Genomic DNA, 25,889 nt, shown 5'->3' with positions numbered 1-25,889 from the left:
TCCATGGCAGGCGAAAAGAACCGGATCATCACCATTGCAAACCAGAAGGGTGGCGTAGGGAAGACGACGACCGCGATCAACCTCGCTACGGCACTGGCTGCCATCGGCGAGCGTGTGCTGATCGTCGATCTGGACCCGCAGGGCAACGCCAGTACGGGTCTCGGAATAGATCGCCGCAACCGTGAGCTCTCCTCCTATGACCTGTTGATCGGTAGCCATGGTGTTGCCGAGACGGTGTTGCCGACGGCGGTTCCCAATCTGGCGATCATTCCGTCGACGATGGATCTCCTTGGTATCGAGATGGAGATCGCGCAGCAGAACGACCGCGTCTTCCGGCTGCGGCGGGCTTTGGCATCGGCGGAGGCGCTGTCTTACTCTTACGTGCTGGTCGATTGCCCCCCCTCTTTCAATCTCCTGACCATGAATGCGCTTGCCGCGGCTCATTCCGTGCTGGTTCCGCTGCAATGCGAATTCTTCGCGCTGGAGGGCCTCAGCCAGCTGCTGGAGACGGTGGATCAGGTGCGTCGCACCGTCAATCCGTATCTCGATATCCAGGGTATCGTGCTGACGATGTTCGACTCGCGCAACAATCTAGCGCAGCAGGTCGTCAACGATGTGCGCACGCATCTCGGCGAAAAGGTTTATCACACGCTCATTCCGCGCAATGTGCGCGTTTCCGAAGCGCCTTCCTATGGCAAGCCGGCAATTCTCTATGATCTTAAATGCGCCGGAAGCCAGGCCTATCTTCAGCTCGCCTCCGAGGTGATTCAGCGTGAGAGGCAGCGTCGGGCTGCCTGATTTCAGTATCCGTGAGTAGATCCGATGAATGAAGACAATTCGAAGCGGCGCCTTGGCCGTGGTCTCGCCGCCCTGATCGGGGAAATGGATCAGCTGCCCGCAACCGATGTCGGCGAGCGGCCAGCGGTCAATCCCGATCGCCTGGTTCCGATTGAGTTCGTCGGCCGCAATCCGCGCAATCCGCGGCGCTATTTCGATGAGTCGGAACTTCAGGATCTCGCGTCCTCCATTCGCCAGCATGGCATTGTTCAGCCGGTCGTGGTACGAACGACCGCGGACAATCGTTATGAAATCATCGCCGGCGAGCGCCGCTGGCGCGCTGCTCAGCTGGCAGGGCTTACCGATATTCCGGTCATCATCCGGGATGTGGACGACCGCACGGCCCTCGAAATCGCTATCGTGGAAAACGTGCAGCGCTCCGACCTCAATCCGCTGGAAGAGGCGATGGGGTACGAGCTGCTGATTGCTGATCACGGCTATACGCAGAACGATCTTGGCGAGATCATCGGCAAGAGCCGCAGCCATGTGGCAAACAGTCTCCGTCTGCTGAAGCTTCCCGAACCGGTGCGCGATATGCTGGCGTCCGGCTCGCTTTCCGCCGGTCATGCGCGGGCGCTTATCCCGACGTCCGATCCGATCGCCCTGGCGAAAAGCGTCGTTGCGAAGGGCATGTCGGTGCGTGATACGGAGCGTCTTGCGCAGAACGATATCAAGGCGCAAAGCGATCCGAACCACGGGCAGGCGCAGCGCAAGGACGAGAAGGATGCCGATACGCTGGCGCTCGAGCGCACGCTTTCGGATGTTCTCGGGCTTGATGTGACCGTCAATCACAAGGGAAGCGGCGGGCAGCTGCGGATCGCTTACAAGACCCTCGAACAGCTTGAGGAAATCTGCCGGCTTCTCGAGCGACGGTAGAATCCTTAGCCGGATTCAGCGGCGGGCGGATTGCAGAACGGTCGCCAGCATGGTTTGCATGGCGATCGTGTCTTCCAGTGCCGGGCGCTGCCGACTTTGCAGGATGGCGGCCTGAAGACGCTGTGTTTCACGACGGAGTGCCGGACCTGTCCAGCTTTTCAGCGCGTTCTCGACAATCGGCTTGCGCCGGAAATGCAGATGCCGGCCAAGGGTTGCCATGGCCTGGGCGGCGGGCGCTCGCTTTTCATCCATTTCGGCGCGCATCAACTCAAGGAGCTGGAACTGTCGAAGGCACCCTTGCAGCACAAGGAAGACCGGCGTCTTGGAGGAAACGATCTTCTGTATGGCGTGCAGGAAACCGTCCTTGTCACCCTTCAGAATGGCGTCGATGGCGTCATCCGTCGAGATCGCGCTGGCGTCGCCGACAATCTCCTCGACGTCCTGCTCCTCGATCAGTTCCCTGCCCCGACAATAGAGCGCCAGCTTGCGCACCTCGTTGCGCGAAGCGAGCCGGTCTCCGCCGATGGTTTCCACCAGACGCGTGCGGGCGGCAGGTGAAATGCGCAGGCCTTCCGAGGCCAGTTCCTGGTCGATGAGGGCCTGGAGGGCGCGCCCGTCGTCTGCATAGCAGGCAATGGCGACGGCGGCGGAACTCGATTCGGCCACCTTGCGCAGTCCGGCGCCCTTCTTCAGGTCGCCGGCTTCGATGATCAGCGTTGAGGGACCTGCGGGCTGTTGGGCAAGGATGTCCAACGCGTCGGAAAGGCCCTTTTCGCTGCCGGCATTGCGGATCCAGACCAGACGATCGCCACCGAAAAGGCCGATCGCGTTCATCTCGTCGATCAGCCGCCCGGGCTGACCGCCGATCTCGCCGGCATCGAGTTTCACGACGGAGAAGGCATCGGTGAGGTCGACGCCGCTGACGGCGGCGAGCGCCGCGGCGCGCTCCGAAACCAGGCCCCGGTCGGGTCCATAGACAAGGAACAGCCGCACGGGCAGCGGTTTGCGCTTCAGGAAACCGTCGAACTCGTGCGACTTGACTTCGGCCATAGCCGGCTCAGCGACGGCCGAGAGCCGACGCGACATCCGCGCGGATCAGCTCTGCCAGCTCCCGGGAACCGCGGTTCTCCGCATCCCTGACCGCCCGCAGCTTGGCGAATTCCTGCACGGGATAATCGACGAGAGCGACTGCGGAGCGCTTGCCCGAGGCCAGTGTTTCGCCGGAGTCGGTCTGCACGAGATTGTAGTCCGCAGAAACGACGATGCGGCCGGCGCGGGGAATGTCGTCACGCACGTCGAGCAGCACGCCGATCTTGCGGACCGTCACGTTGAGTTCGAGGTGGTAAAGCGCGCTCTGCGTCTCGCCGGCGCCACCGGAGAAAAGGAAGATCAGGTCGTTGCGGACCTGTTGTTCCACGCGGTCATCGGCTTTCGAGATGGCCACGGCGGCAAGCTTGCCCTCCGTACCGGCAGGCGTGGAGTAAAGCGGCCGCACCTGGCAGCCGGCGACGACGCCAAGGATGGCGATGCCGGCAAACGCCTTGGCGAACCGCGAGAGGCCGGTTCCGTCAGACAACAACATTCACGATCCTCTGTGGTACGACGATGATCTTCTTGGGTTGCTGGCCGGCAAGGGCGGCCTGAACCGCTTCGAGCGCCAGGACGGCCGCCTGGACGGTAGTCTGGTCCGCATCGCGGGCGATTGTCAAATCGGCGCGCTTCTTGCCGTTGATCTGCACCGGCAGCGTGATCTCGTCGTCGGCGACGAGGCGGTCTTCGTAGGACGGCCAAGGGGTTGTCGCGACGAGGCCTTCGCCGCCGACCGTGCGCCAGCATTCTTCCGCCAGATGCGGCGTCATGGGCGCAACGATGCGGATCAGGATGCCAACCGCTTCACGCAGGGCGGCGATAAGGTCGCTCGAGGCTTTGCCGGCAGCAGCGGTGGTGAGCGGAGCGGCAAGCGCATTGACGAACTCGTAGATGCGCGCAACGGCCTTGTTGAAGGCAAGCTTGTCGTAGTCGGCCTGAACGGCCTTCAGCGTCTTGTGCGCCGCCTGGGAGACGGCGAGCGCTTCACCGTCCGCGCCGGGGCGGCTTTCCGCTGCTTTCAGGGCCGGTGCGGCTTCGGAAACAAGGCGCCAGACGCGCTGGACGAAGCGGTGGGCACCTTCGACGCCGGCTTCCGACCAGATGACGTCGCGATCCGGCGGAGAGTCGGAGAGCACGAAGAAGCGGGCCGTGTCGGCACCATAGGAGGCGATGATGTCGTCGGGATCGACGACGTTCTTCTTCGACTTCGACATCTTCTCGATGGAGCCGATAGCGATTTCTTCGCCGGATTCGAGAAGCGTCGCGTGGCGCTTGCCGTCGATCTCCTCGATGCGGATTTCGGCGGGTGTCACCCATTCGCGCTTGCCGGCGACGGTGCGGCTATAGGTTTCATGCACCACCATGCCCTGGGTGAAAAGGCCCTTGAACGGCTCCTTCACGTCGAGATGGCCGGCAACCTGCATGGCGCGGGTGAAGAAGCGCGAATAGAGCAGATGCAGGATCGCGTGTTCGATACCGCCGATATACTGGTCGACCGGCAACCAGGCATTGGCTGCGGCCGGATCCGTCGGGTCGTTCTCCCACGGGGCGGTGAAACGGGCGAAGTACCAGGACGAATCGACGAAGGTGTCCATCGTGTCCGTCTCGCGGCGGGCGTCCTTGCCGCATTGCGGGCAGGCGACGTGGCGCCAGGTCGGATGGCGGTCGAGCGGGTTGCCCGGCTTGTCGAAGGTGACGTCGTCGGGCAGCTTGACCGGCAGGTCTGCCTTCGGAACCGGCACGACGCCGCAATCCTCGCAGTGGATGACCGGAATGGGGCAGCCCCAGTAGCGCTGGCGCGAAATGCCCCAGTCGCGTAGGCGGAAGTTCACCTTGCGCTCGCCCTGCGGGGCGTTGCCGAGCGTTGCGGCCGACAGGCGCTTTGCCACCTCCTCGAAGGCGGCGTCGGTGCTGAGGCCGTCGAGGAAGCGGGAATTGATCATCACGCCGTCGCCGACATAGGCTTCGTCGGCGATGGCGAAGGTGGTGGCGTCGCCGTTTTCAGGCATCACGACCGGCACGACCGGCAGGTCGTATTTGCGGGCGAAGTCGAGGTCGCGCTGATCCCCGGAAGGGCAGCCGAAGATGGCGCCCGTGCCGTAGTCCATCAGGACGAAGTTGGCGACATAGACCGGCAGCTCCCAGCTGGGATCGAAGGGATGGCGGACGCGGACGCCGGTGTCCATGCCCCTCTTCTCCGCCGTCTCAAGTGCGGCGAGCGAGGTGCCGGCACGGCGGCACTCCTCACAGAACGCCATGATCTCGGCGTTCTTCGCCGAAACGGCCTTGGCGAGCGGATGGTCCGCGGAAATGGCGATGAAGGAGGCGCCGAACAGCGTGTCGGGACGGGTGGTGTAGACGGTGATGTCCTTCTCGCCGGCGAGATCCGCGCCGGCGGCGATCTCCCAGCGCACCAGCATGCCTTCCGAGCGGCCGATCCAGTTCTTCTGCATCAGCCGGACTTTCTCCGGCCACTGGTCAAGCGTTTCCAGCGAATCGAGCAGGTCCTGGCTGAAATCGGTGATGCGGAAGAACCACTGCGTCAGCTCGCGCTGCTCGACGAGTGCGCCGGAGCGCCAGCCGCGACCGTCGATGACCTGTTCGTTGGCCAGAACCGTATGGTCGACCGGGTCCCAGTTCACCTTGGACTGCTTGCGGTAGACGAGGCCCTTCTCCAGGAAATCGAGGAAGAGGTGCTGCTGGCGCTGATAGTATTCCACGTCGCAGGTGGCGAACTCGCGCGACCAGTCCAGCGACAGGCCCATGGACTTCAGCTGGTTGCGCATGGTCGCAATGTTGTCGTAGGTCCAGCCCTTCGGGTGCACCTTGTTCTGCATGGCGGCGTTTTCGGCGGGCATGCCGAAGGCGTCCCAGCCCATCGGGTGCAGCACGTTGAAACCGCGGGCGCGCTTGTAGCGCGCGACGACGTCGCCCATCGCATAGTTGCGCACATGGCCCATGTGGATGCGGCCAGACGGATAGGGGAACATTTCCAGGACGTAGTACTTTTCGCGCGGATCGTCGTTCTTGGTCAGGAAGACGCTGTCGTCATTCCATTTTGCCTGCCAGCGGGGTTCGGCATCGCGCGGATTGTAACGTTCGGTGGCCATGTCTTTGATGTTCCGGAAGTCTTTTGGGAGTCTTGGAGGGCGGTGCGCCCATGCGAATATGGTGCCGAGACCTTCATCATGAAACCGCCGAAGCGTCAAGTTTTCCGGCCTCCTGGCAGAAGGGATGCGACATGCGCGCGCTTGGCAAACGGCGCCGATTTCGCTAGGTCCGGAACCAGATGCCGATGGAGAGTGACCATGGACCTTCAGGACCGTCTCGAGGACGTTCGCAACCGGATCAGCAAGGCGGCCGTTGAAGCCGGCCGCAGACCCGAGGCGGTGACGCTGGTGGCGGTCTCGAAAACCTTCGATGCCGAAGCGATTCGCCCGGCAATTGCCGCCGGGCAGCGCGTGTTCGGTGAGAACCGCGTGCAGGAGGCCCAGGGCAAATGGCCCATGCTGCGAGCCGAAACGGCCGGCATGGAGCTTCATCTGATCGGCCCGTTGCAATCCAACAAGGCGGCCGAGGCCGTCGCCCTTTTCGATGTCATCGAGACTGTTGATCGGGAAAAGATCGCCCGCGCGATCGCTACCGAGATGGCGCGGCAGGGGCGTGCGCTGCGGCTCTATGTCCAGGTCAATACCGGGCTTGAACCGCAGAAGGCCGGCATCGCGCCTGATGACACGGTCGCTTTCGTTACGCTCTGCCGTGACGAGCTCGGCCTCACCATCGAGGGGCTGATGTGTATTCCGCCGGCGGAGGAAAATCCGGGCCCGCATTTCGCGCTGCTCGCAAAGCTCGCCGAACGCTGCAACCTCGACCGCCTGTCGATGGGTATGTCGGGCGACTATGACGTGGCCATCGGCTTTGGCGCGACAAGTGTGCGTGTCGGTTCCGCGATTTTTGGAACGCGCTGACGTCCCCGCTTGACGGTCTTCAAGGGGCAATTTGCCGCTTGAGGCTTTCGTCTGGCTTTTCCGAAGCATCGTCCTCTCCTATTCTCCTCCCCATGGAGGACCGGCCGGTTTCATGGCCGGACATGGAGGATGCGATGCAGAAGACCTATGCCGAGATCTATCGGTCGTGGAAGAATGACCACAGGGGTCATTGGGCCGAGGCGGCCCGGGCGATCGACTGGTTCAGCGAACCGACGGATATTTTCGACGCGGCGCAGGGCGTTTACGGGCGCTGGTTTCCCGATGCGGTCGGCAACACCTGTCACAATTGCGTGGACCGGCATGTGGCGGCCGGGCATGGCGGGGATACGGCGCTGATCTATGACAGCCCGGTGACGGGTCGCAAGGCGCGCTACAGCTACGGCGACCTCCTTTCCCATGTGAATGCCATGGCGGCAGTGCTCGTCGATCAGGGCGTAGAGAAGGGCGACCGCGTCATTCTCTATATGCCGATGATCCCGGAGGCGATCTTCGCCATGCTGGCCTGTGCGCGCATCGGGGCGATCCATTCGGTGGTCTTCGGTGGGTTTGCCGCGAACGAACTCGCAGCGCGCATCGACGATTCCACCGCGAAACTCGTCGTCACGGCCAGCTGCGGCATCGAGCCCAATCGCGTGGTCGCCTACAAGCCGTTGCTCGACACGGCGATCGAGCTGGCCGGGCACAAGCCGGAGCGTTGCCTCGTGCTGCAACGGCCGGAACTGGTGGCGGAGCTGAAGCCTGGGCGTGATGTGGATCTCGGCCCTGCGCTTTCGGCGGCGCGGGAGGATGGGCGTGAAATCCCCTGCGTGCCATTGGCGGCAACGGATCCGCTCTACATTCTCTACACGTCAGGTACGACCGGCCAGCCCAAGGGCGTCATCCGCGACAATGGCGGCCACATGGTGGCACTGGCCTGGACGATGCGGGCGTTCTACGGCGTGGAGCGCGGCGAGGTCTATTGGGCGGCGTCGGATATCGGCTGGGTCGTCGGCCATTCCTACATCGTCTATGCACCGCTTCTCAATGGCAGCACCACGGTGCTCTACGAGGGCAAGCCGGTCGGCACGCCGGATGCGGGCGCCTTCTGGCGGGTGGTGGAGGACTACAAGGTCTCGGTGCTCTTCACCGCCCCGACCGCCTTCCGCGCCATCCGCAAGGAGGATCCGGAAGGTGTACTCGTCAAGCGGCACGACATTTCCAGCCTGCGGGCCCTGTTCCTGGCCGGTGAGCGGGCCGATCCGGATACAATCCGCTGGGCCGAAGCGGTGCTCGGCGTGCCGGTCATCGATCACTGGTGGCAGACGGAAACCGGCTGGCCGATCGTTGGCAACCCGCTCGGCCTTGGGCCGCTGCCGGTGAAACACGGCTCCCCGACTGTGCCCATGCCAGGTTATGAGCTGCATGTGCTCGACGATGCCGGCCACGAGGTTTCGCCTGGCACACTCGGCAACATCGCCATCAAGCTGCCCCTCCCCCCTGGCTGCCTGACGACCTTCTGGAATGCCGACGAGCGTTTCCGCTCAGCCTGCCTTTCGGAGTTCCCCGGCTACTACAAGACGGCCGATGCCGGTTACATCGACGAAGACGGGTACGTCTTCATCATGTCGCGCACCGACGACATCATCAACGTTGCCGGTCACCGTCTTTCGACGGGCGCGATGGAAGAGGTCTGCGCGAGCCATCCGGATGTCGCCGAATGTGCCGTGATCGGCGTCGCCGATGCGTTGAAGGGCCAGTTGCCGGCCGGCTTCCTCGTTTTGAAGAGCGGTGTTTCACGTGAATCATCGGTCGTGGAGCAAGAGGTTGTCGGCCTTGTGCGCGAGCGCATCGGCCCGGTCGCCGCCTTCAAGACGGCGATCTGCGTAAAGCGCTTGCCGAAAACGCGCTCCGGAAAGATCCTGCGCGGTACCATGCAGAAGATCGCGGACCGGGTGGACTGGAAGATGCCGGCGACCATCGACGATCCCTCTATCCTGGACGAGATTGCCGAGGTCCTGTCGGGTCGGCGGATCGTTTGAGCAACAAAAAACCCGGCCATTTCGGTGGCCGGGTTTTTGCTGTCTGGTGATGAACGGCGCTTAGAAGCGGTCGTCTTCATCCTCGTCCGGCGTGGCCGACTTCAGCGACTTCAGCTTGGCGAAGACGGCATCGGCGTCGATTTCCTTCTCTTCCTCGCGGTCGGTGCTGTAGGGCAGCTTTTCCGTTTCCTGCGCGGATTCGAGCGTTGCGCCGAGCTCGGCGGCGGTCGGCAGCGGACGACCCTTCGAGGCGCGTTCGACCTCGAGGTCGAGGTCGATCTGCGAGCACAGACCCAGCGTTACCGGATCCATCGGCGTCAGGTTGGTCGAATTCCAGTGGGTGCGTTCGCGGATCTGCTCGATCGTCGATTTGGTCGTGCCGACGAGACGCGAGATCTGCGCATCCTTGAGTTCCGGATGGTTGCGCACGAGCCAGAGAATGGCGTTGGGGCGGTCCTGGCGCTTGGAGACCGGCGTGTAGCGCGGGCCCTTGCGCTTGGATTCCGGCACGCGGACCTTCGGTTCGGACAGCTTCAGCTTGTGATTCGGATTGGCTTCGGCACGGGCAATTTCCTCGCGCGACAGCTGGCCGGTCGATATGGGGTCGAGGCCCTTGATGCCCTGCGCCGATTCGCCGTCGGCGATGGCCTTCACTTCGAGCGGGTGCAGTTTGCAGAATGTGGCGATCTGGTCGAACGACAGCGCCGTGTTGTCGACCAGCCAGACCGCGGTCGCCTTTGGCATGAGGAGCTGCTGAGCCATGGATATAGTCCTTCTGTCCGTCCGCGCCGGTGTCGCGGGCCGTGGGGTGTAACCACTATGTTCCGGGAATTCGGCCCTCTATACAATCACTGTCGCAGAAATGCAATTCTTCAAGCGCAAATGACCTTTTGTCTAATTGCCCGAAGGATTTGACCTGATATGTATGGCGACGGAGATGCGGGGGACCGGAGGAGACACGGCTTGCCCGCCCATGCGCAGTGAGGAGGAATCCATGTCCGCAAAGACCTATCCGGTGCTGAAGTCCGCGAAAAGCCGCACGCTGATCGACAACGAAACCTATCAGAACTGGTATCGCGAAAGCATCGAGAACCCGGAGCGTTTCTGGGACAAGCACGGCATGCGGATCGACTGGTTCAAGCCCTATACCAAGGTGAAGAACACGTCGTTCACCGGCAAGGTGCCGATCAAGTGGTTTGAAGACGGCATCACCAACGTCTCCTACAATTGCATCGATCGCCATCTCAAGGCGCATGGTGATCAGGTCGCCATCATCTGGGAAGGCGACAACCCCTATATCGACAAGAAGATCACCTATAACGAGCTCCATGAACACGTCTGCCGCATGGCGAACGTGATGAAGAAGCACGGCGTCAAGAAGGGCGATCGCGTCACCATCTACATGCCGATGATCCCGGAAGCGGCCTATGCCATGCTCGCCTGCGCGCGCATCGGCGCCGTGCACTCCGTCGTCTTCGGCGGCTTCTCGCCGGATGCCTTGGCCGGCCGCATTGTCGACTGCGAATCGACCTTCGTTGTTACCTGCGACGAGGGTGTGCGCGGCGGTAAACCCATTCCGCTGAAGGAAAACACCGACACGGCGATCGACATCGCCGCCAAGAACCATGTCATCGTCAACAAGGTGCTCGTTGTCCGCCGCACCGGTGGCAAGATCGGCTGGGCGCCGGGCCGTGACATCTGGCATCACCAGGAAGTGCTGACCGTGCCGCGCGATTGTCCGCCGGCCAGGATGAAGGCGGAAGACCCGCTCTTCATCCTCTACACGTCGGGCTCCACCGGCAAGCCGAAGGGCGTTCTGCACACCACGGCCGGCTACCTCGTCTATGCCTCGATGACGCACAAATACGTCTTCGACTACCAGGACGGCGATATCTACTGGTGCACGGCCGACGTGGGTTGGGTCACCGGCCATTCCTACATCGTCTACGGTCCGCTGGCGAACCGTGCGACCACGCTTATGTTTGAGGGCGTGCCGAACTTCCCGGATGCCGGCCGCTTCTGGGAGGTGGTCGACAAGCACAAGGTCAACATCTTCTACACCGCTCCGACGGCGATCCGCGCCCTCATGGGCGCTGGCGATGCCTTCGTGAAGCGCTCGTCGCGTTCGTCGCTGCGCCTGCTCGGCTCGGTCGGTGAGCCGATCAATCCGGAAGCCTGGGAATGGTATTACAACGTCGTCGGCGAAGGTCGTTCGCCGATCGTCGACACTTGGTGGCAGACGGAAACCGGCGGCATTCTGATCACCCCGCTGCCGGGCGCCACGGAGCTCAAGCCCGGTTCGGCGACACGGCCGTTCTTCGGCATCAAGCCGCAGCTTGTCGACAATGAAGGCAACGTGCTGGAAGGGGCGGCCGACGGCAACCTCTGCGTCACCGACAGCTGGCCGGGCCAGATGCGCACAGTCTATGGCGATCACAAGCGCTTCGTCGAAACCTATTTTTCGACCTACAAGGGCAAGTATTTTACCGGTGACGGCTGCCGCCGTGACGAGGATGGCTATTACTGGATCACCGGTCGTGTCGACGACGTGCTCAACATTTCCGGCCACCGCCTCGGCACGGCCGAAATTGAATCGGCCCTCGTCTCGCACCATCTGGTCTCGGAAGCCGCCGTCGTCGGCTATCCGCACAGCCTCAAGGGCCAGGGCATCTACTGCTATGTCTCGCTGATGGCTGGCGAGGAAGGCACCGATGCGCTGCGCCAGGACCTCGTCAAGCATGTGCGCAAGGAGATCGGCCCGATCGCGACGCCGGACAAGATCCAGTTCTCGCCCGGCCTGCCAAAAACGCGTTCCGGCAAGATCATGCGCCGCATCCTGCGCAAGATCGCCGAGGACGATTTTGGCTCTCTCGGCGATACGTCCACCCTCGCTGATCCGGCCGTGGTGGACGACCTGATCGCCAACCGGCAGAACAAGGCTGCGGGTTGAGCCTGAAACATAAAGCGAAACGGCGGCCACTGGCCGCCGTTTTCGTTTGAGGTGGTTTTGTTTGAGCGGGAGTTTCCTACCCTCGGTCGCTATCCTCGGGTCTGTCGGGGATCCTGCTGTGTGGAGTGCCGGCCGAGTGGTAGGGCGGATCACACCCCACCGTGATGAAGGAGACATGCCGGGCGTATCCGGTCAAAAATCGATCGCCCGGCCTTTGATCTCCCAATCACCGAAGCGGGCCGGATCGGCTCCGCCGCGTCCACCGGTCTCCGGGGCGGGTTCCGCCTGCGGGGCGGCCTTGCGGCGTTCTTCTGCTTCCTGAAGGGCCCGCTGGGCGGCGGGGGACAGCACTTTCCGGCCGTCCGTATGATTGTCGTTGTCGCTTTGCATGAAATTGGGCATCCTTCCCGGATATTGAAGAATTCCTGTTCGCTTCCCATCCTATAAGGCATGTCGCGCAAAAGTGTGCAGCGGTTTTGCGAGAACGACATGTAAAAAGCTGGGCGTGAAGGCGTTGTGGAAAGCGCTGATTCACGTGAAACATTCCCTTGACAACAGGTGAATGGCAACCCGGCAAGAGACCAGACAGGAGCCGAAAACGTATGAACATCGTTCGCACAGCCATGCTTCTCGCCGTGATGACGGCGCTTTTCATGGGCGTGGGCCTGCTCATCGGCGGCAAGGGCGGCATGCTGATCGCGCTTCTCGTCGCCATCGCCATGAACTTCTTTTCCTACTGGAATTCCGACCGCATGGTGCTGTCCATGTATGGCGCCAAGGAGGTCGATGAGCGTTCGGCGCCGGAATATTACGGCATCGTGCGTGATCTTGCCAAACGCGCCGGCCTGCCCATGCCGCGCGTCTATGTCATCAACAGCGACCAGCCGAATGCCTTTGCCACCGGCCGCAACCCGCAGAATGCCGCGGTTGCCGCTTCGACCGGCCTGCTGCATGCCTTGACTTATGAAGAGGTGGCGGGCGTGATGGCGCATGAGCTCGCGCATATCCAGAACCGCGACACCCTGACCATGACGCTGACGGCGACGATTGCCGGCGCGATCTCCATGCTCGCCAACTTCGCCATGTTCTTCGGCGGTAGCGGCAACCGGGAAAACAACAACCCGCTCGGCTTCATCGGTGTGCTCATTGCCATGATCGTCGCCCCTTTCGCTGCCATGCTGGTGCAGATGGCAATCAGCCGCACCCGTGAATATTCTGCCGACAAGCGGGGTGCGGAGATCTGCGGCAATCCGCTCTGGCTCGCGTCCGCCTTGAAGAAGATCGCGGTCGCTGCCGGCCGCATTCGCAACGACGGCGCCGAGCACAATCCGGCGACAGCCCATATGTTCATCATCAATCCGCTGTCGGGCGAGCGCATGGACAACCTGTTCTCCACCCATCCGAACACGGAGAACCGCATCGCCGCGCTTCAGGAAATGGCCCGCGGCAAAGAGATGCGCTCGACGGAGCCGGTGCGGGCTGATAATCCGTCCCGCAAATCGCGTTCCGTCCCATCGACCGGCTGGGGACGCGGAGGTTCCGAACCGCCCAAAGGTCCCTGGTCTTGAACGACGATAATCGAAAAAACAGATCGCATCCGAAACGCCATCGCCCCAGCAAGGGGCCGTCTGCGGATGCCGCAGCCAACCATCCGGAAAAGCCGGGCCTGCGCGCCCGGCAGGCCGCGGCCAAGATCCTGGCGGCTGTCGTCGATCGCAGGACGCCGCTCGACGGCATGCTTGACCTCGAAAACGGCAACCCGGCCTATTGCCAGCTGAACGATGCCGACCGTGCGCTCGTCCGCGCCATCCTCAACACGGCGCTGCGCCACCTCCCCCGCATCGAGGCTATCCTCGACACGCTGGTCGGCACGCCCCTGCCTGATGGCGCCCGTGCGCTGCATCACGTGCTGACGGTCGCGGCGGCACAGATCCTCTATCTCGACGTGCCCGATCACTCCGCTGTCGACCTCGCGGTCGAGCAGGCGCAGATCGATCCGCGCAACCGCCGTTTCGCGAGCCTCACCAATGCGGTGCTGCGCCGCCTGTCGCGCGAAAAAGCCTCGCATTTGACGGCGACAAAAGCCGTTTCCGTCATTCCGGCCTGGTTCCATGAGCGGCTAGCCGCCGTCTACGGACATGACCACGCCGCGCGCATCGCCGATGCCTTGCTCGAGCCCTCCACTGTCGATCTGACGGTCAAGTCCGACGCCGAAGGCTGGGCCGAGCGGTTCGGTGGCCTGATTCTGCCGACAGGGTCGGTCCGCCTTCCGGTCGCTTCCGGTGCCATTCCGGCACTCGAAGGCTTTGAGGACGGGGAATGGTGGGTACAGGATGCCGCGGCAAGCCTGCCGGCAAAGCTGTTTTCGGATCTTACGGGCAAGCGGGTCGCCGATCTCTGTGCTGCGCCCGGCGGCAAGACCGCGCAGCTCGCCGCAGCGGGGGCCAGGGTCACCGCCCTCGACCAGTCCGGCAACCGTCTGAAGCGGCTTGTCGGCAATCTCGACCGGCTCCGCCTCTCGGCCGAGACCGTTGAGGCGAACATGGCGGAATACCGCCCGGGTGAACTCTTCGATGCCGTTCTTCTCGACGCACCCTGCTCCTCGACAGGCACGATCCGCCGCCATCCCGACGTGCTCTGGACCAAGGGGCCGGAGGATATCGGCAAGCTGGCCGGCCTGCAGGAACGCCTGCTGCGCCACGCGCTGACGCTGGTGCGCCCCGGCGGCGAGCTGGTCTTCTCCAACTGCTCGCTCGATCCGAGCGAAGGCGAGGAGATGGTAGCCCGCGTTCTCGCCGACAATCCGGACTGGCGCATTGCGCCGGTCGATCCTGCCGATTGGCCGGGTTTGGAAGAGGCGATTTCCCCGCGCGGCGAATTCCGCACCACGCCTGCGATGCTGCCCGCAACCGCCAGCCATGCCGGTGGCCTGGATGGGTTCTATGCCGTGCGGCTCGTCCATGCCGGCTGATCTGCAAGGGCGCCTGGGAACGGCTTCCACCGTCGTCAACAGTCCATCGACCGGCAGTCAATTGACGTCGCTTGCCTTCTCGGCCTAGCTATAGGCCAAGGAGGCATTCGTTAACCATGCAGCTTTCCGACAGGCAGCGGCTTCTCTATCTGTATATGCGTGAGGGTTGGCGCCGGTTTTCTCGGAGGCTCGCCCTCGGGCGAATCAGTGCCATGCGCTTTTCCGGCGGTACGCCGGACCGGCTGGTCGTCGCGCCGACAGACCTTCACCCTGCTGATTCGTTTGCCGGCGAAGAAATCGTTGCCGGCCGCTTTCCGCTGGCTGGCCGCGTTCTTGAATGCGACGGCGAATCACCCTTCGCGCTGGAGCTTCCCTCGGAGGAGTTCGCGGTGCGCCTGCATTCCTTCGGCTGGCTGCGGCACATGCGGCTGGTGGATCCGGAAAAGGCGGCCCATACCGCCCGCTTCGTGGTGGACGACTGGCTGCAGAGCCATGGACGCGTCATCGGCGGGCTTGCCTGGCGGCCGGATGTCGCCGCTCAGCGCATCATCGCCTGGTTGTCCCATTCGCCTGTTGTCCTGAAGGATGCCGATTATCCGTTCTATCGCCGCTTCCTGAAGAGTCTCGCCTTCCAGGTTCGGTATCTGCGCCATGTCGCCGATACGACGCGCGATGGCGAACCGCGGCTCAGGGTGCGTATTGCGCTCGCCATGGCCTCCATCGCCATGCCGAGCTCGGCCTCGCGCATGCGCAAGGCCGCCCGCCATCTCGACGAGGAGCTCGACCGGCAGATTTTGCCGGACGGTGGTCATTCCTCCCGCAATCCGCGCGCCGCGCTCGATGTGCTGCTCGACCTGCTGCCGTTGCGCCAGACCTATGTCAATCTCGGCCACGACATGCCGGCGCAGCTCATCCCCTCGATCGACCGTATCTTCCCGGCGCTGCGCTTCTTCCGCCATCAGGGTGGCGAGCTCGCGCTGTTCAATGGCGCGACCTATACGCTTGCAAATGAGCTGATGTCGGTGCTGCGGTATGACGAGACCGGCGGTGCGCCCTTCAAGGCATTGCCGTTGAGCCGGTATGATCGCCTGGCGGTCCAGGAAACGGTCGTTCTGATGGATACGGGCGTGCCCAAATCTGTCGATCTGTCGGCGACAGCCGCCGCCGGTGCGCTTTCCATTGAAGTGTCCTCGGGCAAGAACCGCTTCATCGTCAATTCCGGTCGTCCGCGTTTTGCCGGCGAGGCACTCAGGCAGATGTCGCGTACCACCGCAGCCCATTCCGTCGCCACGCTCAACGACACATCCTCCTCGCGGATTTCCACCTCCCGCTTCCTGGGGCCGATCGTCGTCGGCGGCATCAGCAAGGTGGACGTGGCGCGGGCCGAGCGTCAGTCGGGCGCCGACAGCGTGACGGCGACCCATGACGGTTATCTCAAGCGCTTCGGCCTGCTCTACGAACGGGATATCCTCGTTGCGGCGACGGGCGGTGAGATCCGTGGCCGGGAGCGCTTCTACAAGCCCGCCGATCCGGACGGTGCGATCGAGAAGGGCACGGCAGTGGTGCGCTTCCATATCCACCCGACGATCCAACTCTACAGGGTATCGGCCAACGAGACGCGGCTGATCGCCCCTGACGGCGAGGCCTGGGCGCTGACCTGCGTCGATGTCGCGGTGGCGGAAGAGGAGGATGTCTTCTTCGCCGATCCTTCCGGTGTCAGGGCCTCGCGCCAGCTCACGCTGACCATGCCGCTTGCCAAAGTGGCCGAAGTTCAGTGGTCGTTGGTGCGGCAACGCTGAGAATTCCCGGCGTTTGGCGGTTTTCTCGCGGCCGGGCCTGTGATAACGGGGCGCATGACCATCCGGCCCGCCCTTCCGGGCCGTCAGAACGGAGCGCCCCCAATGGCCGTCATTTCCAAGAAGATCCCCGCCCCCGATCGTGTCGCCCTGCGCACGGCCCTGCTGTCCGTCTCCGACAAGGCCGGCGTCGTCGACCTCGCCCGGGCCCTTGCCGAGAAGGGCGTGCGGCTGCTGTCGACCGGCGGCACGCACAAGGCGCTCCGCGACGCCGGGCTTGACGTCACCGACGTTTCCGAGGTTACGGGCTTTCCGGAAATCATGGACGGCCGCGTAAAGACGCTGCATCCCACCGTGCATGGTGGCCTACTGGCGATCCGTGACGATGCGGAGCATGTCGAGGCGATGAAGGAACACGGTATCGGCGCGATCGACCTTGCCGTCATCAACCTCTATCCTTTCGAGGAAGTGCGCGCCAAGGGGGGTGACTATCCGACGACGGTCGAGAACATCGACATCGGCGGCCCGGCGATGATCCGCGCCTCGGCCAAGAACCACGCCTATGTGACCATCGTCACCGATCCTGCCGATTATCCTGCGCTGCTTGAGGAACTCGCCGACGGTTCGACCTCCTACGCCTTCCGCCAGCGTATGGCGGCGAAGGCCTATGCCCGCACGGCGGCCTATGACGCGGCCATCTCCAACTGGTTCGCCGATGCGCTCGACATCGCGATGCCCCGCCACCGCGTGCTCGGCGGCGTGTTGAAGGAAGAGATGCGTTATGGCGAGAACCCGCACCAGAAGGCAGGCTTCTACGTGACGGGTGAAAACCGCCCGGGCGTCGCGACCGCCACGTTGCTGCAGGGCAAGCAGCTTTCCTACAACAACATCAACGACACCGATGCGGCCTTCGAGCTCGTCGCCGAATTCCTGCCGGAGAACGGCCCGGCCTGCGCGATCATCAAGCATGCCAATCCCTGCGGCGTTGCTACCGGCAAGACGCTGAAGGATGCCTATGCGCGGGCGCTCGCCTGCGATCCGGTCTCGGCCTTCGGTGGCATCATCGCGCTCAACACCACACTCGATGGCGAAACGGCGGAGGAGATCGTCAAACTCTTCACCGAGGTCATCATCGCGCCGGACGCGGACGAGAAAGCCCGGGCCATCATTGCCGGCAAGCCGAACCTGCGCCTGCTGGTGACGGGCGCCCTGCCCGATCCGCGCGTGCCCGGCCTTTCTGCCAAGACCGTGTCGGGCGGCCTGCTCGTGCAAAGCCGCGACAACGGTATGGTCGAGGACCTTGAGCTGAAGGTCGTCACCAAGCGTGCGCCGACCGCCCAGGAATTGGTGGATATGAAGTTCGCCTTCAAGGTTGCCAAGCACGTCAAGTCGAATGCTGTGGTCTATGCCAAGGATGGCCAGACGGCCGGCATCGGTGCCGGCCAGATGAGCCGTGTCGATTCCGCCCGCATCGCCGGCCTGAAGGCCGAGGAAGCGGCCAAGGCCATGGGGCTTGCCGAGCCGCTGACGCGGGGTTCGGCCGTCGCGTCGGAAGCTTTCCTGCCCTTTGCTGACGGCCTGCTCTCGGCGATCGCTGCGGGCGCGACGGCGGTGATCCAGCCGGGCGGTTCGATGCGCGACGCGGAGGTGATTGCCGCGGCTGACGAGGCGGGCGTCGCGATGGTCTTCACCGGCATGCGCCATTTCCGTCACTAGACCGTTTCGGCCTCTTTCTAACTCCGGGAAAGCCGTCATGCTTTCCCGGAACATTTTAGCCGGATTCTTCGCCGGATAGCAGCGCCCCGCTTGCGGGGCGTTTCGCGTTTCAGGCCTCCACCTTCGCTGCCGGATAGGGCGTGCGCAGCAGGAGCAGGAAGCCGACGAGGAGGAAGGCGATAAGCGCCATCATGCCGAGGCGCGCCGAGCCGGTCGCCGTGGTGACGAGCGCGACGGAGAGCGGGGCGAGAAAGGATGTGGCGCGGCCGGACAGGGCATAGAGGCCGAAGTAGCGGCCCGCCTCGTCCGGATGGATGCTCTGGGCGAGATAGGAACGAGCGGAGGCCTGGACGGGGCCGAAGGCGATGCCGATCAGAAGGCCGTAGACGATATAGGCCTTTTCCGCTGCGGTGCCGAACAGGCCGCCGGAATCGGCGGTCGGCAAGGGCAACAGGCCGAACAGCGTGAAGCCCGGGCCGGTGGAGACGATGCCGATGGTGGCCAGCGTCAGGCAGACGAGGCTTATCACCACCACGGTCTTCGAGCCGAGACGCCGGTCCATGCGGCTGGCATAGAGGCAGCCGCCGATAGCCACCACATTGAGGATGATGCCGTAGATGCCGAGTTCGAAGGTCTGCCAGGCGAACATGCCGGCGGCGAAGGTGCCGCCGAGCGCCAGCAGCCCATTGACCCCGTCCTGATAGATCATCCGGGCAGTGAGGAAGCGCAGGATGCCCGGTTTTCTGCGAAGGTCGCGCAGTGCGAATGTGAGATCGGCGAAGCCGGCGCGCACCGCAGCAACAATGGGCAGCCCCCGGCTCTGGTCCGGCGTGAAGAAGAACATCGGCAGGATGAAGACGAGGTACCACAGCGCCGAGATCGGCCCGGTGATGCGGGCATCTTCGCCTGCGGCAGCGTCGAGGCCGAAGAGCGGGCTGATGCCGATCGCCGTCCGGCCTGTCTCCGGATTTGCGGCCAGAAGGGCGACGACCGCAATCAACACGATCATGCCGCCGAGATAACCGAGGCCCCATGCGATGTTGGAGATGCGGCCGGCATCCGCGGGGCTCACCAGGCGCGGCATCATCGAATCGTTGAAGACGATGGAGAACTCCGCCGCCACGGTGGCGAGCACGATCATCGCCATGGCGAAGATGAGGCTGCTGCCGGGCGCGGCATACCAGAGGGCGAAGAGAGACAGGATCTTGATGGCGGCGAAGGCGGCGATCCAGGGCTTTCGCGCGCCGGAGGCATCGGCGATGGAGCCCATGATCGGGGCGAGCAACGCAATGGTGACGCCGGCGATGGTGAGCGTATAGCTCCAGGCCGCCTGCCCGGCCGCGTGGTCTTCGGTGAGGCGCGAGACGAGGTAAGGGCCGAAGATGAAGGTGGTGATGACCGTGAAGAACGGCTGCGCTGCCCAGTCGAACAGCATCCAGCCCGTTATGCCGAGGCGGCTCGTCCGCCCTGCCGCTGCTTCCGCCACGCCTATCCCCGCTTTTCGAATCGCTGCGGCGGGTTTTCACGCCGGTTACGCCGGGAGGCTAGCATTTGCCGGTGACGGGATTCAACGGGTGCGGTGAGACCCTCTCTGCCTGGCAGGCAGAGAGGGCAGTTGCGGTTGCGCAAAGGCGCGATAGCCACGGCCGCACGGAAGGTGGCCGCGATGAGGCAAGGGCGTGCCTTACCGGGCCCGTTCCTGTGCGAGGTCGCTCAGGATGCCAGCGGCGACGCTGACCTTGGCGAGCGTGGCTTCGCCTGCTTCCGTCAGCGCCGAGAGGTTGGCGGTGACGCGGGCGAGGCGCTCGCGGTCACCCTGCTGCCAGGTGGCGAGCGGTGCCTTGTCGCCCTTGTGGCGTGTCAGCACCACGGTGGCGAGGTCCCGGCGGGCATTGGCGATGTCGGTGAGGCTGCGCTGCAGGGCGAGCGCTTCATAGAGATCGCCGGTCGGGATGCGGCTGGCCGCCGAAAGCAGCCGGCCGATATTGAGTGCTGCGCTGATGCCGGCGAAGGTCTGCGCCGTCTTGCCGAGCGTGTCGCCCGTCGCCCCGGCGATCAGCATGACCTCCGGCACGAAGGTCAGCATGGAGAGCGTGGCGATCTCCTCGGCCAGCTCCGTCGGCACGCCTTCGTCCTCATAGGCATGGGCCTTGCGGCGGGCCTCGTCGCCGGCCTGCTCGGAGATGAGGGTGGCAAGATGCGGGCGCAGCTGCTTCAGGGCCTGCTTGAGCTTGTGCACCGCCTGCTCCATCGGGCCGGAGACCGCACCGGTGGTCAGGAGCAGGCTGGTGACGGAAGCGTAGATACGGCCGATCTCCTCGTAGAGCTCGTTCTGCACCGATCCTGAAACCTGGTTGTCCAGAGCATCGACGCCGGCATAGAGGGCGGCGAGGCCGTAGCCGTCGCGGGCGATGACGGCGGCTTTTACCGCATCCGCCGGACCGAAACCGGTGCCGTCGGTCAGCGTGTTGACGAAGGCCGGGCCGCCGCGGTTGATCACCTCGTTGGCGAGGATCGTTGCAATGATCTCGCGGCGCAGGCGGTGCGAACGGATGTCGTCTGCATAGGCCTTCTGCATCTTCGCCGGGAAGTAGCCCATCAGCGTCGGCTCGAAATAGGGCTCGTCCGGCAGATCGGTATGGACGAGTTCATCGAACAGCACCAGTTTGGCATAGGAGAGCAGCACGCCGATCTCCGGCCGCGTCAGCGGCTTGCCGGCCTGGTAGCGTTCGGCGACCGTGCGGTCGTCGGGCAGCGTCTCGACCTTTCGGTTGAGCTGGCCGGCGGCCTCGAAGCGATCCATCAGGCGGGTCAGTGGCGCGCGGTTGGCGGCACCCTGCTTTTCCGTCAGCGAGATCGCCAGCGATTGCAGGTAGTTGTTGCGCAGCACGAGGTGCCCCACCTCGTCCGTCATCGAGGCGAGCAGAACGTTGCGCTTGGCGCGCGGCAGCCGGTCGTCGCGCATGGCCGAGGCGAGCGCGATCTTGATGTTGACCTCGACGTCCGACGAGTTCACGCCGGCCGAGTTGTCGATGGCATCCGAGTTGCAGCGCCCGCCCTTGAGGCCGAAGGCGATGCGGCCGCGCTGGGTGACACCGAGATTGGCGCCCTCGCCGATCACCTTGGCGCGCACGTCGTCGGCGACGATGCGGATCGGGTCGTTGGCGCGATCACCGACCTCGGCATCCGTCTCGTTCTGGCCGCGGATATAGGTGCCGATACCGCCGAACCACATCAGGTCGACCGGCGCCTTGAGGATCGCCGTCATGATCTCGAAGGGCGTCGCCTTGGCCTTGTCGATGCCGATCACGGCCATGGCTTCCGGCGTGAGCGTCACGGATTTTTCCGTGCGCGGGATGATCATTGCGCCCTTGGACAGGACCGAGCGGTCATAGTCCTGCCAGCTGGAGCGCGGCAGGTTGAACATGCGGCGCCGTTCGGCGAAGGACGTGTCGGTGTCCGGGTTGGGATCGATGAAGATGTCGCGGTGGTCGAAGGCGGCGAGGAGCCGGATCTTGCGCGACAGCAGCATGCCGTTGCCGAAGACGTCGCCCGACATGTCGCCGACACCGGCGACGGTGAAGGGCGTCTTCTGGATGTCGATGTTCATTTCGCGGAAGTGGCGCTTCACGGTTTCCCAGGCGCCGCGGGCGGTGATGCCCATCTTCTTGTGATCGTAGCCGGCCGAGCCGCCCGAGGCAAAGGCGTCGTCGAGCCAGAAGCCGGCCTCCTGCGCCAGGCCGTTGGCGGTGTCGGAGAAGGTTGCGGTTCCCTTGTCGGCGGCGACGACGAAATAGGGATCGTCGCCGTCGAGGCGCACCGTGTCGGCCGGCGGCACCACGTCCTGGCCGACGATGTTGTCGGTGACGGAGAGGAGCGTGCGGATATAGGTCTTGTAGGCCTCGGTGCCGGCCTTGAAGACGGCATCGCGGCTGCCGCCGACCGGGAGCTGCTTCGGATAGAAGCCGCCCTTGGCGCCGACGGGCACGATGACCGAGTTCTTGACCTGCTGGGCCTTCACGAGGCCGAGCACTTCCGTGCGGTAGTCCTGTGCACGGTCGGACCAGCGCAGGCCGCCGCGGGCGACCTTGCCGAAGCGCAGATGCACGCCCTCGACCTCGGCGCCGTAGACGAAGATCTCGCGGAAGGGCCGTGGTTCCGGCAGGCCGTCGAGAGCCTTCGGGTCGAGCTTGATCGCCAGCGTCTTGCGCGGTTTTCCGTCCGCATCGCGCTGGAAGTAGTTGGTGCGCAGCGTTGCCTCGATGGCGTTGACGTAGCGGCGCAGGATGCGGTCCTCGTCGAGGCTCGGCACGTTCGCCAGCGCGGTCTCGATCGCCGCTGCGATCTCTGCGGATTTCTTCTCGCGCTGGCGCTCTGAGAGCTTCGGATCGAGGCGGGTCTCGAACAGGCGGAAGAGGTCGGCGGCGATAAGCGGGTACTTGTTGAGCGTATCGGCGATATAGCCCTGCGAATAGGCGATGCCCGTCTGGCGCAGGTAGCGCGAATAGGTGCGCAGCGCCATGATCTGACGGGCGGAGAGTCCACCGGTCAGCACGAGGCGGTTCAGCGCGTCGTCGTCCACATCGCCGTGCCAGGCCGCGAGGAATGCCTCCTCCAGCATCGGGCTCAGCTTGGCAAGATTGATCTCGATGCCGTCGCGGTGCTTCAGTTCCATGTCATGCAGGATGACGCGGCGCTCACCGCCATCGAGGCCGGCAAGTGTCAGGTCGTGCGTCTGCTCACTGATGACGTTGAAGCCGAGATTTTCCAGAAGCGGCACGCGCTGCGATAGCGAAACGGGTTCGCCGGCATGGAAGATCTTCAGTTCGACGGAGGCGAGATCCGTGTTCCAGGCCTTGCGGTAGAAGGCGATGCTGATCGGGTTCTCGGGCGTTGCCGTGGTGATGAGGGAAAGATCCGCATGGGCCTCGGCGGGGGTGAAGTCCTCCTGGTAGCTGCGGTCGGTGACGAGCCGCACGCCGTCTGTATTGGAGAGGGCCTCGAACCTGTCGGTCCAGCGGGTGGCGATCTCGCGCACCGCCTGTTCGAGCTTGCCCTGCGGGATGCGCGGAGTCTTGCCGCCGGAGCGGCCGATGATGAAGTGCACGCGCGCAAGGCCGCCTTCCGGGAAGGCCGGATAGTAGGCCGAGACGCGGCCGTCATAGGCCGACTTCAGATAGTTGCCGATCTTTTCGCGCACGTCGGAATCGTACTGTTCGCGTGGCACGTAGACGATGACGGAGACGAAGCGGTCGAAGCGATCGATACGCGGCAGCACGCGGATGCGCGGCCGGTCGGAGAGTTCGTTGATCTGCTCGCAGAAGGTGGCAAGCAGACTGGTGTCGATCTGGAAGAGGTCGTCGCGCGGATAGGATTCCAGCGTGTTGATCAGCATCTTGCCGGAATGGCTTTTCGGGTCGTAGCCAAAATGCTCGATGACCGCGGCGACCTTCGAGCGCAGCAGCGGGATCTGGCCGGCGGCGTGGGTGTAGGCTGTCGAGGTGAAGAGGCCGACGATGCGCAGTTCCCCGATCACCCTGCCCTTCTCGTCGAAGCGCTTGAGGCCGACATAGTCCATATAGGCCCGGCGGTGCACGAGCGATTTCACATTGGCCTTGGTGACGATCAGGAAATCCGGACCTTCAAGGAATTCAAGGATTTCCGGCGTCGTCGTCACTGCGTCCTTGCCAAGGCGCAGCACGCGCACATCGGGGTCGGAGAGGATGCCGAGGCCCTCCCCTCCGCGTTCGACGGTTGCCGCTTCGCCCTTGCCGGAATAGCTGTATTCGCGCATGCCGAGGAAGGTGAAGTTGTTGCCGCGCAGCCAGGCGAGGAAGGCGAGCGCTTCGTCCTTGCCGGGCTTCTCCTTGGCGTAGCGCTCCACGTCGGCCATGGTGCTGTCGAGCTTTTCCACCATGGCGGGCCAGTCATCGACGGCCAGATGGACCTGATCGAGCACGGTTCCGACCCGTTCCGCAAGTGCGGCGGCCTCGCTCGGCGCGAGTTCGGACAGGTGGATCTCGATATGGCTGACCCGCTGCGCCGGATCGCTTTCCTCGTCGGGCGAGAAGAGCTTCGGTGCCTCACCGGGCGTTACGACGAGGATCGGGTGGATCGCCAGATGGATGTCGCGATGGGTGCTCGTCACCTCGCCCATCACTGAATCATAGAGGAACGGCTGGTTGCGATCGGTGACGGAGAGAACCGAAACGGGCTGGCTCTGCGGCGTCACGCCGGCAAGCGTGGTGACGGTGACACGCGGCTCGGTGCCGTCCCAGGCCTCGATTTCGGCCATGGCATGGGCTGCCGCGACGGCCAGCATCTCGCCGCTATAGTGCTCGAGGTCGTCCTTGCTGGCGCGCCCGAAGAGGATGTCCGGGTTCAGCGTCTTTGCGCCGAGGGCGGCAGCTGCGGCCTTTGCGGCCTCGATGTGTTTTTCTCGTTTCACGTTGGTCCTGGCACCCATGGAATTCTCCCTCGAATCCGATGGCCGGACGTTAGCAGAAGAAAAAATACGTGCGACGGAATTTGTGCATTTGCGAGAAAATTCAATCGATTTTGTCCCAGATAGGTCAGTTTCACTGTCGTTTTGTCACGAATCTCGTGTTTTTTCGTCGAAAAGCAGCCAAAAACCGGCCGGATCTGCTTTTTTCATCTTTTCCACCAAAGGCCGAAAACGGGGTGGGCGTTGACAGGAAATGACCCCCTTGTCATCACTCGGCCGGAACCAGGAGAGCCTGATATGAACGAGAGCGACAAGGGCGCTGTCATCGTGATTTCGAGCCATGTGGTGCGCGGCACGGTGGGCAACCGCGCCGCCGTCTTCGCGCTCGAGACGCTTGGCCATCCGGTCTGGGCGCTGCCGACCGTCATTCTGCCCTGGCATCCCGGTCGCGGGCGTTCGACGCGTGTGGCGATTTCGGCCGACGATTTCGATGCGATGATCTCCGATCTCATCCGCGCACCCTGGCGGGGCGAGGTGAAGGCGGTGCTGTCGGGCTATCTCGGCAGCGCGGCGCAGGCCCATTCGGTGGCGCGGCTGGTTGCGGCCCTGCGGGTGGAAAATCCCGACCTTCTCTACATGTGCGACCCGGTGTGCGGCGACGATCGCGGCCTCTACGTGCCGGAGGAAACGGCGGTGGCGATCCGCGATGCGCTGATCCCGCTTGCCTCGATCGCCACGCCCAACCGGTTTGAACTCGCCTGGCTTGCCGGCGCGCCGCTCGAAACGAACGGGGCGATCATGGAGGCGGCGCTGTCGCTTGGGCCTGCCCGTATGCTCGTCACCTCCTCGCTGCCGCTGATGGCGGGGAGCACCGGCAATCTCTATCTTTCCGGGCGCCACGCGCTGCTGGCGGAGCACCGGCTCGTGCCCAACCCGCCGAACGGCACCGGTGACCTGCTGGCCGCCATCTTCCTCTCCCGGATTATGGAGGGCCTGCCGGAGGAGCGCGCTCTGATGATGGCGACTGCCAGCGTCTTCGAGATCGTGGCGCGCACCACAAAACGCGGTGCCGACGAGTTGACGCTGGAACAGGACGCCTCCAGCATTTCCACTCCCATGGCAATGGTGCACATGCGCCGCCTCGTGCATCCGGCCCAGTCGCGGCGATCCTGAACGATCCGGCCTTGCGCGGTGCCTTTCGG

At 64.0% G+C, this 25,889-nt stretch carries 17 protein-coding genes; 10 read left to right on the top strand and 7 right to left on the bottom strand.

The genetic code is table 11. The features are described 5' to 3' along the window. Positions 1 to 3 precede the first annotated feature (3 nt). Both AKG11_RS21030 and AKG11_RS21025 read left to right on the top strand, forming a co-directional pair. Positions 4 to 798 carry a ParA family protein gene (locus AKG11_RS21030; protein ID WP_050745360.1) on the top strand — a complete coding sequence of 265 codons (795 nt, stop codon included), beginning with the start codon at positions 4 to 6 and terminating at the stop codon, positions 796 to 798. 24 nt (positions 799 to 822) lie between these two features. Continuing rightward, positions 823 to 1,713, top strand: coding sequence for a ParB/RepB/Spo0J family partition protein (locus AKG11_RS21025; protein ID WP_023514416.1), 891 nt, complete (start codon positions 823 to 825; stop codon positions 1,711 to 1,713). A gap of 15 nt (positions 1,714 to 1,728) precedes the next feature. Here AKG11_RS21025 and holA read toward each other — a convergent pair whose 3' ends face one another. Genes holA through leuS form a run of 3 tightly spaced genes read right to left on the bottom strand, consistent with a single transcriptional unit; the run spans position 1,729 to position 5,912 of the window. Then, the gene (gene holA / locus AKG11_RS21020) at positions 1,729 to 2,763 is read right to left on the bottom strand and encodes a DNA polymerase III subunit delta (protein ID WP_050745359.1); all 1,035 of its coding nucleotides are present in this window, start codon (positions 2,761 to 2,763) and stop codon (positions 1,729 to 1,731) included. Between the two features lie 7 nt (positions 2,764 to 2,770). Beyond that, entirely contained in the window at positions 2,771 to 3,295 is a 525-nt protein-coding gene (gene lptE / locus AKG11_RS21015; RefSeq protein WP_050745358.1) for an LPS assembly lipoprotein LptE, read from the bottom strand. Next, complete coding sequence (gene leuS / locus AKG11_RS21010) at positions 3,282 to 5,912, bottom strand: leucine--tRNA ligase (RefSeq protein WP_050745357.1); 2,631 nt, start codon at positions 5,910 to 5,912, stop codon at positions 3,282 to 3,284. Before leuS ends, lptE begins: the two co-directional genes overlap by 14 nt. Before the next feature lie 198 nt (positions 5,913 to 6,110). Between leuS and AKG11_RS21005 the strand changes: the two genes are divergently transcribed. Together AKG11_RS21005 and AKG11_RS21000 are read left to right on the top strand one after the other, a co-directional pair. After that, complete coding sequence (locus AKG11_RS21005; RefSeq protein ID WP_050745356.1) at positions 6,111 to 6,770, top strand: YggS family pyridoxal phosphate-dependent enzyme; 660 nt, start codon at positions 6,111 to 6,113, stop codon at positions 6,768 to 6,770. 134 nt (positions 6,771 to 6,904) lie between these two features. Further along, entirely contained in the window at positions 6,905 to 8,809 is a 1,905-nt protein-coding gene (locus AKG11_RS21000; RefSeq protein ID WP_050745404.1) for a propionyl-CoA synthetase, read from the top strand. Between the two features lie 60 nt (positions 8,810 to 8,869). Here the strand turns inward: AKG11_RS21000 and AKG11_RS20995 are convergent, their stop codons facing one another. Continuing rightward, positions 8,870 to 9,571, bottom strand: coding sequence for a DUF1013 domain-containing protein (locus AKG11_RS20995; protein WP_023516580.1), 702 nt, complete (start codon positions 9,569 to 9,571; stop codon positions 8,870 to 8,872). A 232-nt stretch (positions 9,572 to 9,803) separates the two neighbouring features. Between AKG11_RS20995 and acs the strand changes: the two genes are divergently transcribed. Continuing rightward, positions 9,804 to 11,759 carry an acetate--CoA ligase gene (gene acs, locus AKG11_RS20990; protein ID WP_050745355.1) on the top strand — a complete coding sequence of 652 codons (1,956 nt, stop codon included), beginning with the start codon at positions 9,804 to 9,806 and terminating at the stop codon, positions 11,757 to 11,759. 192 nt (positions 11,760 to 11,951) lie between these two features. Here acs and AKG11_RS20985 read toward each other — a convergent pair whose 3' ends face one another. Further along, positions 11,952 to 12,149, bottom strand: coding sequence for a DUF1674 domain-containing protein (locus AKG11_RS20985; RefSeq protein WP_023515750.1), 198 nt, complete (start codon positions 12,147 to 12,149; stop codon positions 11,952 to 11,954). A gap of 212 nt (positions 12,150 to 12,361) precedes the next feature. On the opposite strand from AKG11_RS20985, the gene htpX reads away from it, so the two are divergent. The 4 genes from htpX to purH all read left to right on the top strand — a co-directional run bounded on the left by htpX (position 12,362) and on the right by purH (position 18,242). Then, positions 12,362 to 13,327, top strand: a complete 966-nt coding sequence (gene htpX / locus AKG11_RS20980) for a zinc metalloprotease HtpX (protein WP_050745354.1) — start codon at positions 12,362 to 12,364, stop codon at positions 13,325 to 13,327. Further along, positions 13,318 to 14,730: an RsmB/NOP family class I SAM-dependent RNA methyltransferase gene (locus tag AKG11_RS20975; RefSeq protein WP_371260125.1), complete on the top strand. Its 1,413-nt coding sequence runs from the start codon at positions 13,318 to 13,320 to the stop codon at positions 14,728 to 14,730. Before htpX ends, AKG11_RS20975 begins: the two co-directional genes overlap by 10 nt. A gap of 116 nt (positions 14,731 to 14,846) precedes the next feature. Next, the gene (locus tag AKG11_RS20970; RefSeq protein WP_023512362.1) at positions 14,847 to 16,529 is read left to right on the top strand and encodes a heparinase II/III family protein; all 1,683 of its coding nucleotides are present in this window, start codon (positions 14,847 to 14,849) and stop codon (positions 16,527 to 16,529) included. Between the two features lie 102 nt (positions 16,530 to 16,631). Continuing rightward, positions 16,632 to 18,242: a bifunctional phosphoribosylaminoimidazolecarboxamide formyltransferase/IMP cyclohydrolase gene (gene purH / locus AKG11_RS20965; RefSeq protein ID WP_050745352.1), complete on the top strand. Its 1,611-nt coding sequence runs from the start codon at positions 16,632 to 16,634 to the stop codon at positions 18,240 to 18,242. Positions 18,243 to 18,351: 109 nt separating this feature from the next. Here the strand turns inward: purH and AKG11_RS20960 are convergent, their stop codons facing one another. Both AKG11_RS20960 and AKG11_RS20955 read right to left on the bottom strand, forming a co-directional pair. Further along, on the bottom strand, positions 18,352 to 19,677 hold the full coding sequence (locus AKG11_RS20960) for an MFS transporter (RefSeq protein WP_082342579.1): 1,326 nt from the start codon (positions 19,675 to 19,677) through the stop codon (positions 18,352 to 18,354). 249 nt (positions 19,678 to 19,926) lie between these two features. Then, positions 19,927 to 24,708 carry an NAD-glutamate dehydrogenase gene (locus AKG11_RS20955; protein WP_050745350.1) on the bottom strand — a complete coding sequence of 1,594 codons (4,782 nt, stop codon included), beginning with the start codon at positions 24,706 to 24,708 and terminating at the stop codon, positions 19,927 to 19,929. A gap of 276 nt (positions 24,709 to 24,984) precedes the next feature. On the opposite strand from AKG11_RS20955, the gene pdxY reads away from it, so the two are divergent. Further along, complete coding sequence (gene pdxY / locus AKG11_RS20950; RefSeq protein ID WP_050745349.1) at positions 24,985 to 25,860, top strand: pyridoxal kinase PdxY; 876 nt, start codon at positions 24,985 to 24,987, stop codon at positions 25,858 to 25,860. Positions 25,861 to 25,889 lie beyond the last annotated feature (29 nt).

The sequence above is a fragment of the Shinella sp. SUS2 genome, assembly GCF_001262505.1.
Lineage (GTDB): Bacteria > Pseudomonadota > Alphaproteobacteria > Rhizobiales > Rhizobiaceae > Shinella.
This window is presented reverse-complemented; position numbering and strand designations above follow the sequence as displayed.